Here is an 18,345-nt window from a genome sequence, read left to right as displayed (position 1 = left end):
GAAAAAATTATTTATTTTTTTTTCTTTGTAGTAAATAAGTTATTAAAACATCATTGTAACCTTTGTTAATATCTAAAGGAACATAATCAATTTCATATTGTAAACACTTATTTTTCAAATCTTTGAAATACAATTGAGCTAATTCTTTATATTTTCCTTGTACATTCTCTGCAAAAACATTTATTTCTGCTCCAGTTTCTACATCTACAAATTTCTTTGGTGAATTATCAAAATTAAATCCAATTTCTGTTTTTTCATCGTAAGTATGAAACAAAACTACTTCGTGTTTATTATATTTTAAATGCCTTAATGCATCAAAAAGTGCTTCATCGTCTTTAGAAGTCTGAAACATATCAGTAAAAAGAAAAATCAAAGATCTTCTGTGAATTTTTTCTGCAATCTCGTGTAAATATTTATAGGTTTCTGTATTTGATTTAGAACTTGAAACTAACAATTGCTCTAATTGATTCAATAACATTTTTCTATGACGCTCACTTCCTTTTTCTGGTGCGTAATATTCGTATTTATCAGAATAAATACTTAAACCCACTGCATCTCTTTGTCTTTTTAGAATTTCCATTAAAGAAGCTGCAGCAATTGCTGAAAAACCTACTTTATTTAGTTGATTAACTGTCTGCTTTTTTATAATTGGATAATGCATAGAAGCAGAATTATCAATAATAATATGGCATCTTAAATTGGTTTCCTCTTCGTATTTTTTGGTGTAGAGCTTTTCTGTTTTCGCAAATAATTTCCAATCTATATGTCGTGTACTCTCACCTTTATTGTATAATTTATGCTCAGAAAACTCTACAGAAAATCCGTGGAAAGGACTTTTATGAATCCCTGTAATAAAACCTTCTACAACTTGTTTTGCTAACAAGTCTAGATTTTTAATTTCTGATGATTTTACTTCAGAGAGCTTCATTCTACTTTTCTAATTTTTTCTGCTTTAAAACTATCATCTGTACTTTGTAATAATTTATTGATTAAAACAGGATTATAATTAGGGTTTTCTCTTCTAAATTCTTCTACAATATCATTTGCTTCTATGGATGAATAATGGCCAAATGACGATGTTAACCATCTTTTAGGAAAGAAAATATCACCTGTAAGCTGTACTTCTTCTAGTTTTGCCAACATTGGTCTTAAATGTTTAGATGCTGCAGTTTGTCTTAAAGGATGATGAATATTGTTTAAAGCAGCTAATACCCAAGATTCATTTTGTCGGTTTTCTTTTAATAGCAAAGATTCCATAAAAAGATCTCTATCTATAGATTTTGGCGCTAAAGATGGTAAAAGCCAACTAAATCGTTTTGCTCTATCAGGATTTGAGATTCTTGTTAATTGTTGCTCTAATATTTCTTTTGATTTTGGATGCTCGTAAATTGCCAACTTCATTGCTAAAGCAGTGTAATCATTTTCATTTAAAAAGAGGTTTTTAACCTCGCCTTCTTTGCTCCAAAGTGCATACAATGTTTTCTGAGAAGAAGTGTTGTAACCTACTTTAGCCAATAAATTATAAACTATTTTCTTAATATTTTTAGGCTTGTTTTTAGACAAAGCTTCTTTTAGAACTTTTTCTGTAATAGGTAACCAATCTTCTCTTTGTTTATCATTCAAAAACTTCCAGAAAATTGTATTTAAACCATTGGTAATGTAACTTAATATTAATTCATTTTCCTCTACCCTAACATCCTCTAAATAAAACTTATATACTTCAATTGGATCGATTTCTCCAATTAACATATTCTCATATAAATTTATGAACTGATATCCTCTAGAAACCTCATCTTTAACATCTTTATACGTATAAACTTCATCTTTGTAGATAGGGAAAACTCCATAACCAAATCCGTTTGTATTGTACAAAATTTGCCCTGGTTTAAAACCTTTTGCAGCCTCTGTAATATCAAAAGATTTGCCCATATTTTTTATGTTGATGTTCTTTATAAAACCTCTTGCATCTCTTAATTGTATTTTAAAAGATTGTGTCCAAATTTTATCTGAACCATCTTCTGCATTTTGATGAAGGATAAATTTTGTAACATTACCTCTAGAATTGTATTCGATTTCTTCTGTAAAAATGGGTCTACCTGAAGAATTTACCCAAACATCTGACCAAGTTTTAATATCATCTGTAGATTTTTTATCTAAAATAGCAACCAATTCCTCCCAATCTGCATTAGAATTTTTATAGGTTTTTATATAATCTTGAATACCTTCTTGAAAAGCTTCTTTACCCAACAAACTCTCTAACTGACGCATCATAATTGGTGCTTTATTGTAGATAATTCTACCATATAAAGAACCTGCATTTTTTAGGTTGTCTAAGTTTTGACGAATTGGGTTTGTCCCTTTTGTTCTATCCTCTGAATAGGCACTTGGATAATGAGACATCATAAAACTTAATGTGTGATTTATCTCTGGATAAACAGGATTTACAATTTTATCTGCCATAAAATTAGCAAAAACTTCTTTCATCCAAACATCATTAAACCAACGCATTGTAACCAAATCTCCAAACCACATGTGTGATGTTTCGTGAGCAATTAATTTTGCTCTACTTAACTTTTGATTTTGAGTTGCATTTTTATCTAAAAACAATGAAGATTGTCTGTACTGAATTGCACCTACATGCTCCATTCCTCCATATTGAAAAGGCGGAATTGCAGCAAAATCCATTTTTTGATATGGGAATTTTACATCAGTATATTTTTCTAAAAAATCTATTGAGTTTTGATGTATTTTGTAAACTTTATCTACACTTTCATCAATCTTTTCTTTATTGTTTTCTCTGTATAAAAAACGCATATCAAAAGCACCAGGGTTCTTTGTTTCTTCTGTAAACTTACCTGCTACAAAAGAAAATAAATAAGTACTCATTAAATCTGAAGTTGCAAAAGTATGTTCTATAAAATTATCAACTTCAATAGCACTTTCTTCGAAAGCTCCAGCCAAAACTTTCCAGTCTTTTGGTGCTGTAATTCTTAAATTATATTTTGCTTTAATGTCTGGTTGATCTAAACAAGGAAATAGTGTACTTGCTCTATCAGGCACTAAAAGTGTATATAAAAACTCATCATTTCTATTCAAAGATTGTTCACCTGCATCAAAAGATATTTCAAGTGTATTATTACCTAAAATTAGATTTGTTTTATCAATAATAATATGCTCATTAAATGCATCTAACTCAACCGTTTTTCCGTTTACATTTAGCGATTTAAGTTTTGTAGCTTCTTCGTTAAAATCTAAAAGAAAATTTTGTTTTAAATCGTTTACCTTAAAAAGCATTTCTAATCTAGATGCTATTTCAGCTTGCTTTTCTTCTGGTATCTTGAAATGTAAATTATAAACAACATCAGAAACTTGCTGTTTTCTGTACTTTGCTAATTCAAGAGAAATTCCTGTTTCTATATTATCTTTTGTGTTATCCTGAATTTTATCACAAGAAATAAAAAAAAGTAAGCACAAAAAAAAGATGTATTTATTCATTCAAATAATTTTATTTAACCACAAAATAACATCGTATTTTGCGCTTATTATATAAAAGTTCTAAAATAAAAAAAGGTTTGACGTTAGCCAAACCTTTATGCTATTATAAAACATAAACTACTAAATAGCAGCATCAATTTTACCTGTGTAAACATTTTTTGGTGCTACACCTACTTGCTTATCTACAACTTCTCCGTTTTTAAAGATTAAAACAGTTGGTATATTTCTTACACCATATTTTGCAGCAAATTCTTGGTTTGCATCAACATCAACTTTACCAACTACAGCTTTACCTTCGTATTCTGCGTGAATTTCATCTACAATAGGTCCAACCATTCTACAAGGTCCACACCAAGCAGCCCAAAAATCTACTAATACTGGTTTGTCTGATTTTAATACTACTTCATCAAAATTTGCGTCTGTAATTTCTAATGCCATTTTTATATTTTTTTATATTGTTATTTCTTTTTTAAACCACAAAAGTAAACATTTTATTTACTTTACCATTTTTTAAAAAATTGCTTTTTACTATTTGTCTATCAATTGTGCTTATGCTTACAAAAAGGAATAACTTAGCTTTTTTATTTTTTTGCTGTTAAAAATGGAAGTAAAGTCTGAAACTTATCTAATAAAAACAAATGCAAATTTATCTGAAGTTAGGAGTAAGATGAATGCACTTTTTAAAGAAAAACATACTTTCTTTAGAGGTAAATTTGTTGGCTCATTAAAAGACGACACTTTTTACGGAACCACAAATTACAGTACGCATATTAGTGTTAAAGGTAAAATTTATGAGAAGAATTCAGAATCATTTATAGATTTAAGAATTGTGGATTCTAGCCCAAATTATTCATTGATATTTAAAACTCTTCTCTTTGTTTTTTTTATAGTAGCATTAGTTATAGTTATTGCTAATAAATCTACAGACATAACAATCTATTTAATTCTCATCGCTGTTTTTGGATTCACTTTTTTAATTCTTAAATTCAAAACTATTATTTACAAGCTATTAAAACCTAAATTAATAAGTTCTGCAAAAATTATAGCTAAAGAAGTAAATGGTTTTATTATAAAAAACTAAGCTTAAAACAACTCAGAAGCAATTGCTTGAATATTATCGCTTTTACCCATAGAATAATAATGTAAAACAGGCACACCAGCTGCTAACAATTCTTTAGATTGTTGTATGGCAAACTCTACACCTACTTGTCTTACAGCCTTATTATCTTTACAATTATCTACAGCATCTATTAAATCTTGAGGCAAATCAATTTTAAAAACTTGAGGTAAAATTTGTAAATGTCTTTTTACGGCTAAAGGTTTAATTCCTGGTATAATTGGCACGTTAATTCCTATTTCTTTTGCTGCTTTTACAAATTCAAAATACTTATTGTTATCAAAAAACATTTGAGTAACCACATAATCTGCACCAGCATCTACTTTTGCTTTTAAACGTCTTAAATCAGAGACTAAAGAAGGTGCTTCCATATGTTTTTCTGGATAACCTGCAACACCTACACAAAAATCTGAATAATGCTCTACAACAACATCATCATGTAAATATTTACCATTATTTAAGTCTGATATCTGTGAAACCAAATCACTTGCAAAAGCATTACCACCTTTAACTGGCACAAAATAAGGTTCGTCTTTCATAGAATCTCCACGTAAAGCCATAACATTATCTAACCCTAAATAATGGCAGTCTACCAAAACATATTCTGTTTCTTCTTTTGTAAAACCTCCACATAATAAATGCGGAATTGCATCTACCTTATATTTATGCATTATAGATGCGCAAATACCTACAGTACCTGGACGCATTCTGGTTTTTCTTTTATCTAACAAACCATTTCCTTTCTCTAAATAAACATATTCTTCTCTAGAGGTTGTTACGTCTATAAAAGGCGGATTAAACTCCATTAAAGGATCTATATTGTTGTATAAATCTTGAATGTTTTTTCCTTTTTTTGGCGGAATTACTTCAAAAGAAAATAAAGTTTTTCCGTTTGCATTTTTAATATGATCTGTTACTTTCATTTTATATTTCTTGGGCGTTTCCTTTTAGGTCGCGCTTTACATTATATCTTTTTTCTAAAAAAGAAAAAAGGATGTCATTTCAATCACTAACGCAACTTGTTTGCCAGCTTATTTTCTCTTTTTTCTAATTTCGTTTAATATGTCTACAGTTTTTTTTTATAAACTTTAAAGCAATTTATTGACTAGCCAAATTAGGATGCAACCATTTTCTAGCTTTCTCTTTCGTTATTCCTTTTCTAGTTGAATAATCTTCAACTTGATCATCAGTAATTTTACCTAAACCAAAATATTTTGCTTCTTTATTGGCAAAATAATAACCAGAAACTGCAGCTGCTGGCCACATTGCTAAACTTTCGGTTAACGAAACTCCTATTTGATTTTCTACATCTAATAAATCCCAAATTGTTTCCTTTTCTAAATGATCTGGACACGCAGGATAACCAGGTGCAGGACGAATACCTTTATAACTTTCTTTAATTAAATCGTCATTAGTTAATTCTTCATCAGCAGAATAACCCCAATGTTTTGTTCTAATTTGTTTGTGCAAATATTCTGCAAAAGCTTCTGCAAAACGATCTGCAATGGCTTGTGCCATAATTGCATTATAATCATCTTCTTTGGCTTTATAACTTTCAGCCAATTCTTGTGCACCAAAAATACCCACACAAAATGCGCCCATATAATCTGTTGTACCTGTTTCTTTTGGGGCTATAAAATCAGACAATGCAATATTAGGTATTCCATCACGCTTTTTTAATTGTTGACGTAAAGTTCTAAAAACAGCAACTTCTTTCCCTTTTTTCTGAATAGAAATATCATCTTCATTAATTGTGTTTGCCTCGAACAAACCAAAAATTGCTTTTGGTTTTAAGAGTTGTTTTGCTATAATTTCATCAATCATAACTTTAGCTTCATCAAACATAATTGTTGCTTGTTCACCAACTACTTTATCCGTTAAAATATCTGGAAATTTCCCATGTAAATCCCAACTTCTAAAAAATGGGCTCCAATCTATAAAAGGCACTAGTTCCTTTAAACTTAATTGCTCTAAAGTCTGAATTCCTAATTCTCTAGGTTTTATAACATCAGATGACTGCCAATCAATTTTATATTTACGCTTTCGAGCTTCATCAATAGAAATATAAGATTTTTCTTTACCTCGTTTTAAAAACTTAGTTCTAAATTCGTCATAGTCTTTTTTAAGTTTGGCAACATATTCATTTGATGTTTTTTTGTTCAATAAATCACCAACAACAGTTACTGCTCGAGATGCATCGTTTACGTGAACCACTGCATTTTTGTATTGCGTATCTATCTTCACAGCTGTATGCGCTTTAGATGTTGTTGCACCACCAATTAACAGCGGCAAATCAAAATTTTGACGTTCCATTTCTTTGGCCAAATACACCATTTCATCTAAAGAAGGTGTAATTAATCCACTTAAACCAATAGCGTCTACATTCTCTCTTTTAGCAGCTTCTATAATTTTTTCAGGTGGTACCATTACACCTAAATCTACTATTTCATAATTATTACAACCCAAAACAACACTTACAATATTTTTACCAATATCATGAACATCACCTTTAACAGTTGCCATTAAAATTTTTCCAAGCGCTTTTTGTTCTTCTCCTTTTTCTGCCTCAATAAACGGATTTAAATAACCAACCGCTTTTTTCATTACACGAGCCGATTTTACTACTTGTGGCAAAAACATTTTTCCTGCTCCAAATAAATCTCCAACTACATTCATACCAATCATTAAATTACCTTCAATAACTTCAATTGGTTTTTCAGCTTCTTGTCTTGCTTGCTCTACATCTTCTATAATAAAAGCATCAATTCCTTTTACTAAGGCATGTGTAATTCTGTCTTGTAAAGGATTTTCTCTCCAAGATAAATCTACTGTTTTTTCTTTTGTTGTTCCTTTTACAGTCTCTGCAAAATCTAACAAACGTTCAGTAGCATCATCTCTTCTATCTAAAATTACATCTTCTATATGTTCTAATAAATCTTTAGGAATATCATCATAAACCTCTAACATTGCAGGATTTACAATACCCATATTCATACCTGCTTGTATTGCATAATACAAGAAAACAGAATGCATTGCTTCTCTTACTCCATTATTTCCTCTAAACGAAAATGAAACATTACTTACACCTCCACTTACAGAAACGTTTTCTAAATTTTGACGCACCCATCTTGTAGCTTCTATAAAATCGATTGCATTTTTTCTGTGCTCATCCATTCCTGTTGCTACAGGAAAAATGTTTAAATCGAAAATAATATCTTCTGATGGAAAACCTACTTTATTTACTAAAACATCATAAGAACGTTGTGCAATTTCTATTCTACGTTCGTAATTATCTGCTTGACCAACTTCATCAAAAGCCATAACAATTACAGCAGCTCCATACTTTTTTATTAGTTTGGCTTCTTTTATAAATTTGTCTTCACCTTCTTTTAAAGAGATTGAGTTTACAACACATTTACCTTGTACAACTTGCAAACCAGCTTCAATGATTTCCCATTTAGAACTATCAATCATCATTGGTACACGACAAATATCTGGTTCTGCAGCAATTAAATTTAAAAAACGAACCATAGCTTCTTTACCATCAAGAAGTCCATCATCCATATTAATGTCTACAATTTGTGCACCACCATCTACTTGATGTCTTGCAATATCTAGAGCTTCATCAAATTTTTCTTCTTTAATTAAACGCAAAAACTTACGTGAACCTGCCACATTTGTTCGTTCACCAACATTGATAAAATTACTGTTTTCGTTTAGAATTAAAGGTTCTAAACCAGACAATTTCATATATTTTGTTTGTTTTATCTTCATTACTTATAATGTTCTACTGTTGGAAAAGGTTCGTAAAAATGATGTAATAACGCTTTCCATTTTTGATATTCTTCAGATTTTCTAAATCCAATTTCGTGATCTTCTAAGGTTTCCCAATTCACTACTAAAATGTATTTATCTTCTTCTTTAACAGATTTTTTTAGTTGATGAGAAATGTATCCTTTCATTGATGAAATGATACTTTCTGCTTTTAGAAAATTAATTTCAAAAGCTGAAGATTGACCTTTTTTTATATTTAAGATAGCTACTTCTAAAATCATAGTCTAAAATACAGACCTTTCTGGTTTAAAAATCCTAAAAGGTCTTTTTAATTTAATTCTGAAACAAATTCAGAATGATGTCTTGGTTTATATTTTGCAGCAATATCTGCAATTACACGAATATGATCTGGTGATGTACCACAACAACCGCCAATAATATTAATTAAATTCTTTTTTAAATATTCTTCAATCTGTTCTCCCATTTCTTCTGGAGTTTCATCATACTCACCAAAAGCATTTGGTAAACCTGCATTAGGATGTGCTGAAATAGCAAAATCAGTTTTATTGGCAATTGCTTCTAAATGGGGCTGTAATAAACTGGCTCCTAAAGCACAATTAAATCCCACTGAAAGTAGAGGGATATGAGAAACAGAAATTAGAAAAGCTTCTGCTGTTTGCCCAGACAAAGTTCTACCAGAAGCATCTGTTATTGTACCAGAAAGCATTACAGGTATCTCTACTTTTCTTTCTTCTTTTACTTGCTCTATTGCAAATAAAGCTGCTTTTGCATTTAAGGTATCAAAAACAGTTTCTACTAATAAAATATCAGCTCCACCATCCATTAAAGCTTCTGTTTGTTGTTTATAAGCTATTCTTAATTCATCGAAAGTTACAGCTCTATAACCAGGATCGTTTACATCTGGAGACATACTTGCAGTCCTGTTTGTTGGCCCTATTGAACCTGCTACAAAACGTGGTTTATGTGGTTCTTTGGCTGTAAATTCATCAGCAACTTCTTTAGCAATTTTTGCAGATTGATAATTTAGTTCGTATACTAAATCTTCCATTTGATAATCTGCCATTGCAATTGTAGTTCCAGAAAAAGTGTTAGTTTCTATAATATCTGCACCAGCTGCAAAGTATTTTCCATGAATAGTTTTTATAGCTTCTGGCTGTGTAATAGACAACAAATCGTTATTACCTTGTAATGGTGTTGGATAGTCTTTAAAACGTTCTCCTCTAAAATCTTCTTCTGTAAATTTATAAGCTTGTAGCATAGTACCCATAGCACCATCTAAAACTAAAATTCTTTCTTGTAAAGCTTTGTATATGTTTGACATATTTTATTATTCTATCATATGTCATCAGGAAAGTGGTAATTTTCGCTGTTATCTGTCAATTACTGTTTTGAAAAATCATCAAAATAGATTGTAGAATGTAGCACCTTTCTCATTTCTAAGAGGTTGCCAAAGCTTCATTGGGTCTAATCCCTCTGCCTTTCGTGATAACGTATTAATAAGTTTATGAACTAAATTCGCTACAAAGTAACGAACTTTTTTTTTGATTTTATAGCAAATACTTGTTTTACTTTTAAATTACTGATAGATATCTGATGATAAGTATCTATCCCCTCTATCACAAATGATTGCTACAACAACTCCTTTATCTATTGAGTTTGCTACTTTTAATGCTGTTGCAACAGAACCTCCACTACTCATTCCTGCAAAGATACCTTCTTCTTTTGCTAAACGTATGGTCATTTCTCTTGCTTCATCTTCACCAACTTCTAATACTTGATCTATTTTATTTAAATTAAAAATAGCTGGCAAATATTCTTCTGGCCACTTTCTTATACCTGGTATTTTAGCACCGTCTTTAGGTTGCGCTCCAATAATTGTAATATTTTCGTTTTTTTCTTTTAAAAAATCTGAAACACCAGTAATTGTACCTGTTGTTCCCATTGCAGAAACAAAATGTGTTACTTCTCCTTCAGTATCTCTCCAAATTTCTGGACCAGTAGTTTTATAATGTGCTTTTGGATTATCGAAATTATCAAATTGATTTAATCTAAAATATCCTTTCTTATATTTTAGTTTTAATGCATGGTCAATTGCACCTTCCATACCTTTTTCTGCAGGAGTTAAAATTACTTTTGCACCATAAGCACGCATTGTTTTAACTCTTTCTATAGTTGAGTTTTCTGGCATTGTAATTACCATATTTACCCCCAATACTTTTGCCATTAAAGCTAAAGCAATACCTGTATTACCACTTGTAGCTTCTACTAAAGTATCTCCTTTTTTTATATTTTTTCTCTTAATAGCTTCAGAAATCATGTAATAAGCAGCTCTATCTTTTACACTTCCTCCAGGGTTGTTACCTTCTAACTTTAATAATAAAGTAACGCCTTCTTTTTTAAAAATATGTTGCGCTTCCACCAAAGGTGTATTTCCTACAAAATCTATGATACTTTTTGTCTGCATTGTTTAATTTCTTTTTTGAAAAATATTATTTTCTGATTGTACAGTTACTACAGAATTTTCTAAAATTGTTTCTGTAACACAAACATTTGCGCCAATTACAGAATTTGCACCAATAACTACATCACCACCTAAAATAGTAGCATTTGCATAAATTACAACTCCGCTTTCTATGGTTGGATGTCTTTTTGTTGATGCCAAACTCTTTTTAACTTGGATGCCTCCTAAAGTTACTCCTTGATAAATAGAAACATCATTTTTAATAATGGTTGTTTCTCCTATTACAATACCTGTTGCATGATCTATAAAAAACGAATCGCCTATTTCTGCTCCTGGATGAATGTCTGTACCTGTTGTACTATGTGCAAATTCGCTCATCATTCTTGGTAAAACAGGAACTGCTAATTTTAATAATTGATTACTTAAACGATGTACAGCAATTGCATAAAAACCAGGATAAGCCAAATATACTTCTTCTAAACTTTTACAAGCAGGATCGTTTCTTTCTGCAGCAATTGCGTCTAAATCTAATTTTCTTCTAATTTCTACAAAGAAACTTTGATACTCGCTCCATAGATTCTCTCCATTTTCTACTGATAATCTTTTTAGTATTTGTAAAAACTTATTCCTTGTATCTGCGCCACTTTCTGCTAAATCATTTACATCGAACAAATTATTAATTAATTGTTTGGTAAAAACCTCAACTGCGTCTCTTAAACACATGCTGTAATTTTTAGCTCCAATTAATTGGGTTGTTTCTTTTATTTGTTCTGATTGTTTCATTTAAACTCTAGCTTTCTGGTGCTAATTCTACTTCTAAACCTTCTAATTCTGGTGTCATTTGTATTTGACAACCTAACCTACTATTATCTTCTACATCAAATGCTTCTGCTAACATTGCGTCTTCATCGTCTGTCATTTCTGGTAATTGATGATCTGATATTACATAACATTGGCAAGAGGCACACATAGCCATTCCTCCACAAATACCAATTGTACCTTCTTCTTCAAGCTCGTAAGAACGAACAACTTCCATAAGGTTCATTGCCATATCTGTTGGTGCAACAATTTCATGTGTTTCACCATTTCTATCAGTTATTTTTATGTTGATATCTACACTCATTTTTATTTATTTACCAAAGACCAAAATTAATGAATTTGGATGATTTTAAACCTTACAAATTTTAAAAACTTGTTTAGTTTTACACTTTTAAATTTGCCTTTTATTGCAAGAAAACAATTGATTTTTAAACAAGTTTAGCCCAGATTGAAGCATTTGTTTGAGCTCTTTTTGCCTTTTTAGGCAAAAAAGCGAGTGCTGAAAGCTGGAAATAGCTTCTTAAAAACATTATTTTTTTTGAGTTTAAAAGCTATTTAACGAATATTTACAAGGTTTTTATACCCCTGCAAAAAGTTTATTCTATTGCTTTTACTACTGCTTTTGGTGCTTCTTTCTTTGTACCATCAAAACCTTCTACACCACCAACTGTTGTGTATTTCATTACGTATTTTTTGTCTGGAAAAATTCTTTTATATGCACTTTGACACATTAAAGTTGCTTCGTGAAAACCACAAAGAATTAATTTTAATTTTCCTGGGTAGGTGTTTACATCTCCAATAGCGTAAATTCCTGGAATATTTGTTTGATAATCTAATGCGTTGTTTACTTTAATGGCATTTTTTTCTATTTCTAAGCCCCAATTTGCAATTGGCCCTAATTTTGGTGACAAACCAAATAAAGGGATAAAGTGGTCTGTATCTATAATTACAGCATCTTCGCCTTTTTTCTCTACAACAACACCTGTAACTTTATCATCACCAATAATTCCTTTTACTTCTGCAGGTGTTATAATGTTAATTTTACCCAAGTTTTTTAATTCTTGTGCTTTTTCTACTGAATCTAATGCGCCTCTGAATTCGTTTCTTCTATGAATTAAAGTTACTTCTGATGCAACATCTGACAAGAAAATTGCCCAATCTAAAGCAGAATCTCCACCACCAGAAATCACTACTTTTTTGTCTCTATATAATTCTGGTTCTTTAATAATGTATTCAACTCCATTATCTTCGAACTTTTCTAAGTTTTCTATTTTTGGTTTTCTAGGCTCAAAAGATCCTAAACCACCTGCAATTGCAACAATTTTTGCGTGATGCTTTGTTCCTTTATTTGTAGTTACAATAAAAGTACCATCATCTTGTTTGTCTATTGTTTCTGCTCTTTCTCCTAGAGTAAAACCTGGCTCAAACTGCTTTGTTTGTTCCATTAATTTATGGGTTAAATCGCCTGCTAAAATTTCTGGATAAGCAGGAATATCATAAATTGGTTTCTTTGGATAAATTTCTGAACATTGACCACCTGGTTGTGGTAATGCATCTATTAAATGACATTTTAATTTTAATAAACCTGCTTCAAAAATTGTAAATAACCCTGTTGGTCCTGCCCCAATAATTAATATATCTGTTGTAATCATTTTATTTTGCTTTTGGCTTTTCTTTGGTTTTTTACTAATTGCAAAAAACTAAAGATTATTCGCCTTTTTACTTTTATTTTTCTACTAAACTTTTTGTAAATTCATTTAGCTTTTCTACTTTTTCCTCAAAGTCTCCTTTAATGGTTTTTCTATACTCGTTTAAATTCTTTACTAAATCATCAATATTTTCTGGAATAACTTCTTCGAAAAACTGACGTAATCTTTTAGCTGTTGTTGGCGATTTTCCGTTTGTAGAAATTGCCACTTTTACGTTTCCTTTGGTTACAATTCCGCCCATATAAAAATCGCAATATGGTGGATTATCTGCAACATTAACTAAAATGCTTCTCTTTCTGCAATGGCTGTAAACTTTTTCGTTAATTTTAGGAATATCTGTTGTTGCTACAACAATGTGTTTCCCTTTTAAATACTTTTTACTATATTTTTTTTGAATAAGTTTTACATTCCCTTTTTTTGACAAAGTTACTGTACCTTCTCTAAACATTGGTGATACCATTGTTACATTAGCATCTGGGCTCGATTTTAACAAAAAAGTTAATTTTTCTTCTGCCACAAAACCTCCACCAACAATTAATACTTGTAGGTTTTTGGTTTTTAAAAAAATAGGATATAAATTATTTCTTTCCATTAAACTACTACTTTATATCGCTTGCATATTCTTGTTGAATATCTAAAATGGCTTGACGATGTTTTACAACATTACCCAAAACAATAATTGCAGGGTTTCTTAATTCGTTTTCTGCAACTACATTTTCTATAGTATCTACAGTACCAATTCCTATTTTTTCATTAACAGTTGTACCTTCTTGAATAATAGCTACTGGTAAATTATTTTTACCTTCTGCCTGAAATAATTTTACAATTTGAGGTAACTTACTCATACCCATTAACACTACAACTGTTGCATTAGACTTTGCTGCCAACTCAACATCTGATGATATTTTATGCTCTTTAGTTGTACCTGTAATAACCCAAAAACTTTCTGAACTTCCTCTTTTAGTTAAAGGTATATTTTGATAAGCAGGTACTGCTAATGATGATGAAATACCTGGAACAATTGCAGTCTCTAAACCATTATTTGCAGCATATTCCATTTCTTCTGCACCTCTACCAAAAATAAATGAGTCTCCACCTTTTAAACGAACTACGTGTCCAGAAGTTTTAGCTCTTTCTACAATTAATTCGTTAATCTGCTCTTGTTGATAACGATAACATCCTCTTCGTTTACCCACGAAAATTTGCTCTGCTTCTGGGTTGATATAATCTAGTAATTCTTCATTTACTAAAGCATCATATAAAACTACATCTGCAGTTTTTAAAACTTTAATAGCTTTTACTGTTATTAAATCTATATCTCCAGGACCAGCGCCTACAACCGTTAATTTTGGTGTTTTTAAACTCATGCTTTTTCTTTTAAGCTTTTTACTGCGTAATTGCAGTTTCTGCTGCCCTATATGCTCTAACTTTTTCTAAAAAAGTATTGGCATCATTAATATACTTTTGTGCAAATTCTGCTGTTGGTGCAAATTTATTAATTTGATAAATTAATTCTGAAAAAGATGTACCTAATTCTATTTTACCACTTTTCACAAATAAATCATCGAATTGAGAAATAATACTTGCGTGTGTATTTGTTTTCTTATTTTCTGCTAATAAAGATGCTTTTGCCGAATTTACAATTGATTGATATGTATAGTAAATTGAACCAGAATATATTCCATTTTCTAAAGCTTCTTTTGCGTTATCAATTTTCTCTTCACTTTCTAAAAACAAGGTAGCAATTAAATCGATAACAACACCTGCACATTCTCCAATTCCGATTTCTTTAACATACTTTTCAGATTCTCCCCAATCAATAAAATCTTCTTGAGTTAAATTAGTTGCGTCTTGTAAATCATTTAAGAAATTATAGAAATATTTTTCTCCTTTTTCTTTATAGTACTCTACAAATTGTTTTCCGTTTGCATTTGCTTCAAAATCGTTTAAAATTCTTCTTAATGCTTCTGGACCTCTTCTACTTGGTACTTTTACAACTTTGTCTGCAAAAGCTCCATTTCCATTTCCTAAATTACCTCCACCTAATAAAACTTGCAATGCTGGTGCAACTAATTTATCTGGCGTTCTTACTGTCATCCCTTGAAAACCGATGTTTGCCATATTGTGTTGACCACAAGCATTCATACACCCACTAATTTTAATTACTAGATCTTCATTTTTTAAATATTGAGGATATTCTGCAGCAATTACTTTTTCTAATTCTTCTGCAATACCTGTACTACTTGCAATACCTAAATTACATGTATCTGTACCTGGACAAGCTGTAATATCTACTGCTTTGTTATAACCAGCTTCTACAAAACCTAACTTTTCTAATTCTTGATAAAAATAAGGTACTAAATCTTCTTTGACAAACGGAATTACAATATTTTGACGTAAAGTTAATCTGATTTCTCCTGCTGCATATTCATCTACTAAATCTGCTAATAATCTTGCTTTATCTGTATAAAAATCTCCTAACAACACTTTTATTCCGATTGCAACAAATCCTTCTTGTTTTTGCGGAATTAAATTTGTCGATTTCCATAATTCAAATGCTTCTTGGTTTTTAATTGCAACCTGAGGAACATCAACAGAAACTGGAGTTGAAGCAACATAAGCATCTGCATCTATAACAACTGTTTTTAATTCAATTGCTTTTTGTTCTTGAGCAATTAAATCTTTAAAAGCTTCTAAACCTATATCTTTTAATAAGAATTTCATTCTTGCTTTGGCTCTACTTTTACGTTCACCATATCTATCAAAAACTCTTAAAACACCTTCCATTACTGGAATTATTTTATCTGATGGTAAAAAGTTATATAAAACTTCTGCATGTCTTGGCTGTGAACCTAAACCTCCTGCTGCCATTACTTTAAAACCTCTTACACCGTTTTCAATTTTAGCAATAAAACCTAAATCGTGTAAATAAGACAAACCTGTATCTTCATCTGTAGAAGAAAAAGAAACCTTGAATTTACGACCCATTTCTTGACAAATTGGGTTACGTAAAAAGAATTTATATAATGCATCTGCATAAGGTGAAACATCAAAAGGTTCGTTTACATCTATACCTGCAGTTTCAGAAGCAGTTACATTTCTAACCACATTACCACAAGCTTCTCGTAAAGTAACATCATCTCTTTCTAATTCTGCCCATAATTCTGGAGTTCTATTTAGATCTACATAATGAATTTGAATATCTTGACGCGTTGTAATATGCAATCTTCCTCTAGAATATTCATCAGAAACTTCAGAAATTCTACGTAATTGATTGCTTTTTACTTTACCATAAGGCAACTTAATACGAATCATTTGCACGCCTTCTTGACGTTGACCGTAAACACCTCTTGCTAAACGAAGACTTCTAAATTTTTCTTCATCAATTTGTAGGTTATTGAATGCAGCAATTTTATCTGCTAATTCAATAATATCTTTTTCTACAACCGGATTTTCAATTTCTGTTCTAAAACTTTGCATGCTAATAGCCCATCCTAACCTTCTAAAATGAGAAGGGATTTTTACTTGGGCAGTAAAAATATTGTTAATTATTTTTTTTATTCTTTATTCATCAGCTTAATTATTTTCCTTTTTAAAGGATTAAATAAGCTTTTATTTTATAAAACCAACACCAACTGTGTTATTCGTTTTTGGGTTGATTAAAATAAATGAACCATTTGATTTGTTATTTTTATAAGCATCAAACGCTAAAGGTTTACTCAATTTTAATTGTACATCACCAATTTGATTTAATTCTAATTCTGATGGATTTTCTTCAATACCAGAAAAATCGGTTTTAATGATGCTTGATAGTTGCGTAATTTTTGCTTGTGCATCATTTACACCATGTTTGATATAGTATTTTTGTGATGCCTGTAAAGGTTCTTTATCCATCCAACAAATAGTTGCGTCTAATTGCTTTGCAATTTTTGGTTCCTCATTTGTTTTTACTAACATATCTCCTCTACTTACATTTACATTATCTTCTAAAGTTATGGTAACTGAGCTTCCTCTTTTTGCTATTTGATATTCTTTATCAAAGAAATTAATTGTTTTAATTTTCGATTTTGTTAAAGAAGGTAAAACTGCTACTTCATCTCCTACTTCAAAATCTCCTCCGTAAATCTTACCTGCATAACCTCTAAAATCATGGTATTCTTCTGTTTTTGGTCTGATAACAGTTTGTACAGGAAAACGTGTTTGAGATTCGTCATTAATATCTTCTGTATCTAAAGCTTCTAAGTGATGCATTAGTGTTTCTCCTTGATACCAACTCATATTATCAGATTTTGCAACTACATTATCTCCTTTTAGTGCTGATAAAGGAATGAAAGTTAAATTCTGACCTTTATATTCGCTTTTGCTTGCTAAATACTCAATTTCTCCTTTTATTACGTTGTATTTTTCTTCTGAATAATCAACTAAGTCCATTTTGTTTACAGCAATTACAACATCTTTAATCCTTAATAGATTATTGATAAAAAAGTGTCTGTAAGTTTGCTCTACAACTCCATTTCTAGCGTCTATTAAAACAATAGAAGCTTGTGCTGTAGAAGCACCTGTAACCATATTTCTTGTATATTCTATATGACCTGGTGTATCTGCAATAATGAAACTTTTGCTTGGTGTAGAAAAATAAATGTGTGCTACATCTATTGTAATACCTTGCTCACGTTCTGCAACTAAACCATCTGTTGCTAAAGAAAAATCTAAATAATCAAAACCTCTTTGCTGACTTTTTTCTTCTATGGCTTCTAACTTATCATCTGTTAATGATTTGGTATCGTATAAAATACGACCAATTAAGGTACTTTTACCATCATCTACACTTCCTGCTGTTGCTATTTTTAGTACTTTCATTTTTTTTGAGCTGTTGGCTTTTCGCTAAATAGCTATTCGCCTAATTTTATATTCTTTTATTTATACTGATGGCTAATTGCCAAAAGCGA

Annotated in this window: 16 protein-coding genes and 1 riboswitch; of the genes, 1 reads left to right on the top strand and 15 read right to left on the bottom strand. The window is 30.6% G+C overall.

Annotation, left to right across the window (positions count from 1 at the left end):
* Positions 1–7: 7 nt before the first annotated feature.
* The 3 genes from ACJJVK_RS08390 to trxA form a co-directional block, all read right to left on the bottom strand.
* Positions 8–928 carry a DUF58 domain-containing protein gene (locus ACJJVK_RS08390; protein ID WP_405565093.1) on the bottom strand — a complete coding sequence of 307 codons (921 nt, stop codon included), beginning with the start codon at positions 926–928 and terminating at the stop codon, positions 8–10.
* Positions 925–3,495 carry a M1 family metallopeptidase gene (locus ACJJVK_RS08385; RefSeq protein WP_405565090.1) on the bottom strand — a complete coding sequence of 857 codons (2,571 nt, stop codon included), beginning with the start codon at positions 3,493–3,495 and terminating at the stop codon, positions 925–927. The genes ACJJVK_RS08390 and ACJJVK_RS08385 overlap by 4 nt, the downstream gene beginning before the upstream one ends.
* Positions 3,496–3,615: 120 nt before the next feature.
* Complete coding sequence (gene trxA, locus ACJJVK_RS08380; protein WP_215993585.1) at positions 3,616–3,933, bottom strand: thioredoxin; 318 nt, start codon at positions 3,931–3,933, stop codon at positions 3,616–3,618.
* A 163-nt stretch (positions 3,934–4,096) separates the two neighbouring features.
* On the opposite strand from trxA, the gene ACJJVK_RS08375 reads away from it, so the two are divergent.
* On the top strand, positions 4,097–4,576 hold the full coding sequence (locus ACJJVK_RS08375; RefSeq protein ID WP_405565087.1) for a hypothetical protein: 480 nt from the start codon (positions 4,097–4,099) through the stop codon (positions 4,574–4,576).
* A gap of 2 nt (positions 4,577–4,578) precedes the next feature.
* On the opposite strand, the gene metF is transcribed toward ACJJVK_RS08375, so the two are convergent.
* The 12 genes from metF to ACJJVK_RS08315 all read right to left on the bottom strand — a co-directional run bounded on the left by metF (position 4,579) and on the right by ACJJVK_RS08315 (position 18,256).
* The gene (gene metF / locus ACJJVK_RS08370) at positions 4,579–5,535 is read right to left on the bottom strand and encodes a methylenetetrahydrofolate reductase [NAD(P)H] (RefSeq protein WP_405565084.1); all 957 of its coding nucleotides are present in this window, start codon (positions 5,533–5,535) and stop codon (positions 4,579–4,581) included.
* Between the two features lie 175 nt (positions 5,536–5,710).
* Positions 5,711–8,386, bottom strand: coding sequence for a methionine synthase (gene metH / locus ACJJVK_RS08365; RefSeq protein ID WP_405565081.1), 2,676 nt, complete (start codon positions 8,384–8,386; stop codon positions 5,711–5,713).
* A complete protein-coding gene (locus ACJJVK_RS08360) occupies positions 8,386–8,667 on the bottom strand; it encodes an antibiotic biosynthesis monooxygenase family protein (RefSeq protein ID WP_405565078.1) in 282 nt (93 codons plus the stop codon). The genes metH and ACJJVK_RS08360 overlap by 1 nt, the downstream gene beginning before the upstream one ends.
* 47 nt (positions 8,668–8,714) lie before the next feature.
* Positions 8,715–9,728, bottom strand: a complete 1,014-nt coding sequence (locus ACJJVK_RS08355; RefSeq protein WP_405565076.1) for a homocysteine S-methyltransferase family protein — start codon at positions 9,726–9,728, stop codon at positions 8,715–8,717.
* Between the two features lie 45 nt (positions 9,729–9,773).
* A riboswitch (SAM riboswitch) is annotated at positions 9,774–9,899 on the bottom strand.
* A gap of 84 nt (positions 9,900–9,983) precedes the next feature.
* The gene (gene cysM, locus ACJJVK_RS08350) at positions 9,984–10,871 is read right to left on the bottom strand and encodes a cysteine synthase CysM (RefSeq protein WP_405565073.1); all 888 of its coding nucleotides are present in this window, start codon (positions 10,869–10,871) and stop codon (positions 9,984–9,986) included.
* A gap of 3 nt (positions 10,872–10,874) precedes the next feature.
* Complete coding sequence (gene epsC / locus ACJJVK_RS08345; RefSeq protein WP_215993592.1) at positions 10,875–11,651, bottom strand: serine O-acetyltransferase EpsC; 777 nt, start codon at positions 11,649–11,651, stop codon at positions 10,875–10,877.
* 7 nt (positions 11,652–11,658) lie between these two features.
* Positions 11,659–11,991: a 2Fe-2S iron-sulfur cluster-binding protein gene (locus ACJJVK_RS08340; protein ID WP_405565070.1), complete on the bottom strand. Its 333-nt coding sequence runs from the start codon at positions 11,989–11,991 to the stop codon at positions 11,659–11,661.
* 292 nt (positions 11,992–12,283) lie between these two features.
* Entirely contained in the window at positions 12,284–13,339 is a 1,056-nt protein-coding gene (locus ACJJVK_RS08335) for an NAD(P)/FAD-dependent oxidoreductase (protein WP_405565068.1), read from the bottom strand.
* Between the two features lie 73 nt (positions 13,340–13,412).
* On the bottom strand, positions 13,413–13,988 hold the full coding sequence (locus tag ACJJVK_RS08330) for a bifunctional precorrin-2 dehydrogenase/sirohydrochlorin ferrochelatase (RefSeq protein ID WP_215993595.1): 576 nt from the start codon (positions 13,986–13,988) through the stop codon (positions 13,413–13,415).
* Between the two features lie 7 nt (positions 13,989–13,995).
* On the bottom strand, positions 13,996–14,763 hold the full coding sequence (gene cobA / locus ACJJVK_RS08325) for a uroporphyrinogen-III C-methyltransferase (protein WP_405565064.1): 768 nt from the start codon (positions 14,761–14,763) through the stop codon (positions 13,996–13,998).
* 19 nt (positions 14,764–14,782) lie between these two features.
* Positions 14,783–16,876 (bottom strand): HEPN domain-containing protein, encoded by a 2,094-nt coding sequence (locus ACJJVK_RS08320; protein ID WP_405565061.1) that lies wholly within the window; start codon positions 16,874–16,876, stop codon positions 14,783–14,785.
* Between the two features lie 132 nt (positions 16,877–17,008).
* Positions 17,009–18,256 carry a sulfate adenylyltransferase subunit 1 gene (locus ACJJVK_RS08315; protein ID WP_215993598.1) on the bottom strand — a complete coding sequence of 416 codons (1,248 nt, stop codon included), beginning with the start codon at positions 18,254–18,256 and terminating at the stop codon, positions 17,009–17,011.
* Positions 18,257–18,345: the final 89 nt, after the last annotated feature.

Origin of the sequence: Polaribacter sp. Asnod6-C07 (genome assembly GCF_045063625.1) — a bacterium.
Lineage (GTDB): Bacteria > Bacteroidota > Bacteroidia > Flavobacteriales > Flavobacteriaceae > Polaribacter > Polaribacter vadi_A.
The sequence above is the reverse complement of the archived record's forward strand: the minus strand, read 5'-3'. Positions and strand labels throughout refer to the sequence as shown.

Bases quoted from the DNA above. Each gene is read 5' to 3' on its own strand.
- ACJJVK_RS08390 (WP_405565093.1), bottom strand. From the start codon at position 928: ATGAAGCTCTCTGAAGTAAAATCATCAGAAATTAAAAATCTAGACTTG.
- ACJJVK_RS08335 (WP_405565068.1), bottom strand. From the start codon at position 13,339: ATGATTACAACAGATATATTAATTATTGGGGCAGGACCAACAGGGTTA.
- metF (WP_405565084.1), bottom strand. From the start codon at position 5,535: ATGAAAGTAACAGATCATATTAAAAATGCAAACGGAAAAACTTTATTT.
- epsC (WP_215993592.1), bottom strand. From the start codon at position 11,651: ATGAAACAATCAGAACAAATAAAAGAAACAACCCAATTAATTGGAGCT.
- trxA (WP_215993585.1), bottom strand. From the start codon at position 3,933: ATGGCATTAGAAATTACAGACGCAAATTTTGATGAAGTAGTATTAAAA.
- cobA (WP_405565064.1), bottom strand. From the start codon at position 14,763: ATGAGTTTAAAAACACCAAAATTAACGGTTGTAGGCGCTGGTCCTGGA.
- ACJJVK_RS08385 (WP_405565090.1), bottom strand. From the start codon at position 3,495: ATGAATAAATACATCTTTTTTTTGTGCTTACTTTTTTTTATTTCTTGT.
- ACJJVK_RS08355 (WP_405565076.1), bottom strand. From the start codon at position 9,728: ATGTCAAACATATACAAAGCTTTACAAGAAAGAATTTTAGTTTTAGAT.
- cysM (WP_405565073.1), bottom strand. From the start codon at position 10,871: ATGCAGACAAAAAGTATCATAGATTTTGTAGGAAATACACCTTTGGTG.
- ACJJVK_RS08375 (WP_405565087.1), top strand. From the start codon at position 4,097: ATGGAAGTAAAGTCTGAAACTTATCTAATAAAAACAAATGCAAATTTA.
- ACJJVK_RS08360 (WP_405565078.1), bottom strand. From the start codon at position 8,667: ATGATTTTAGAAGTAGCTATCTTAAATATAAAAAAAGGTCAATCTTCA.
- ACJJVK_RS08330 (WP_215993595.1), bottom strand. From the start codon at position 13,988: ATGGAAAGAAATAATTTATATCCTATTTTTTTAAAAACCAAAAACCTA.
- ACJJVK_RS08315 (WP_215993598.1), bottom strand. From the start codon at position 18,256: ATGAAAGTACTAAAAATAGCAACAGCAGGAAGTGTAGATGATGGTAAA.
- ACJJVK_RS08320 (WP_405565061.1), bottom strand. From the start codon at position 16,876: ATGCAAAGTTTTAGAACAGAAATTGAAAATCCGGTTGTAGAAAAAGAT.
- metH (WP_405565081.1), bottom strand. From the start codon at position 8,386: ATGAAGATAAAACAAACAAAATATATGAAATTGTCTGGTTTAGAACCT.
- ACJJVK_RS08340 (WP_405565070.1), bottom strand. From the start codon at position 11,991: ATGAGTGTAGATATCAACATAAAAATAACTGATAGAAATGGTGAAACA.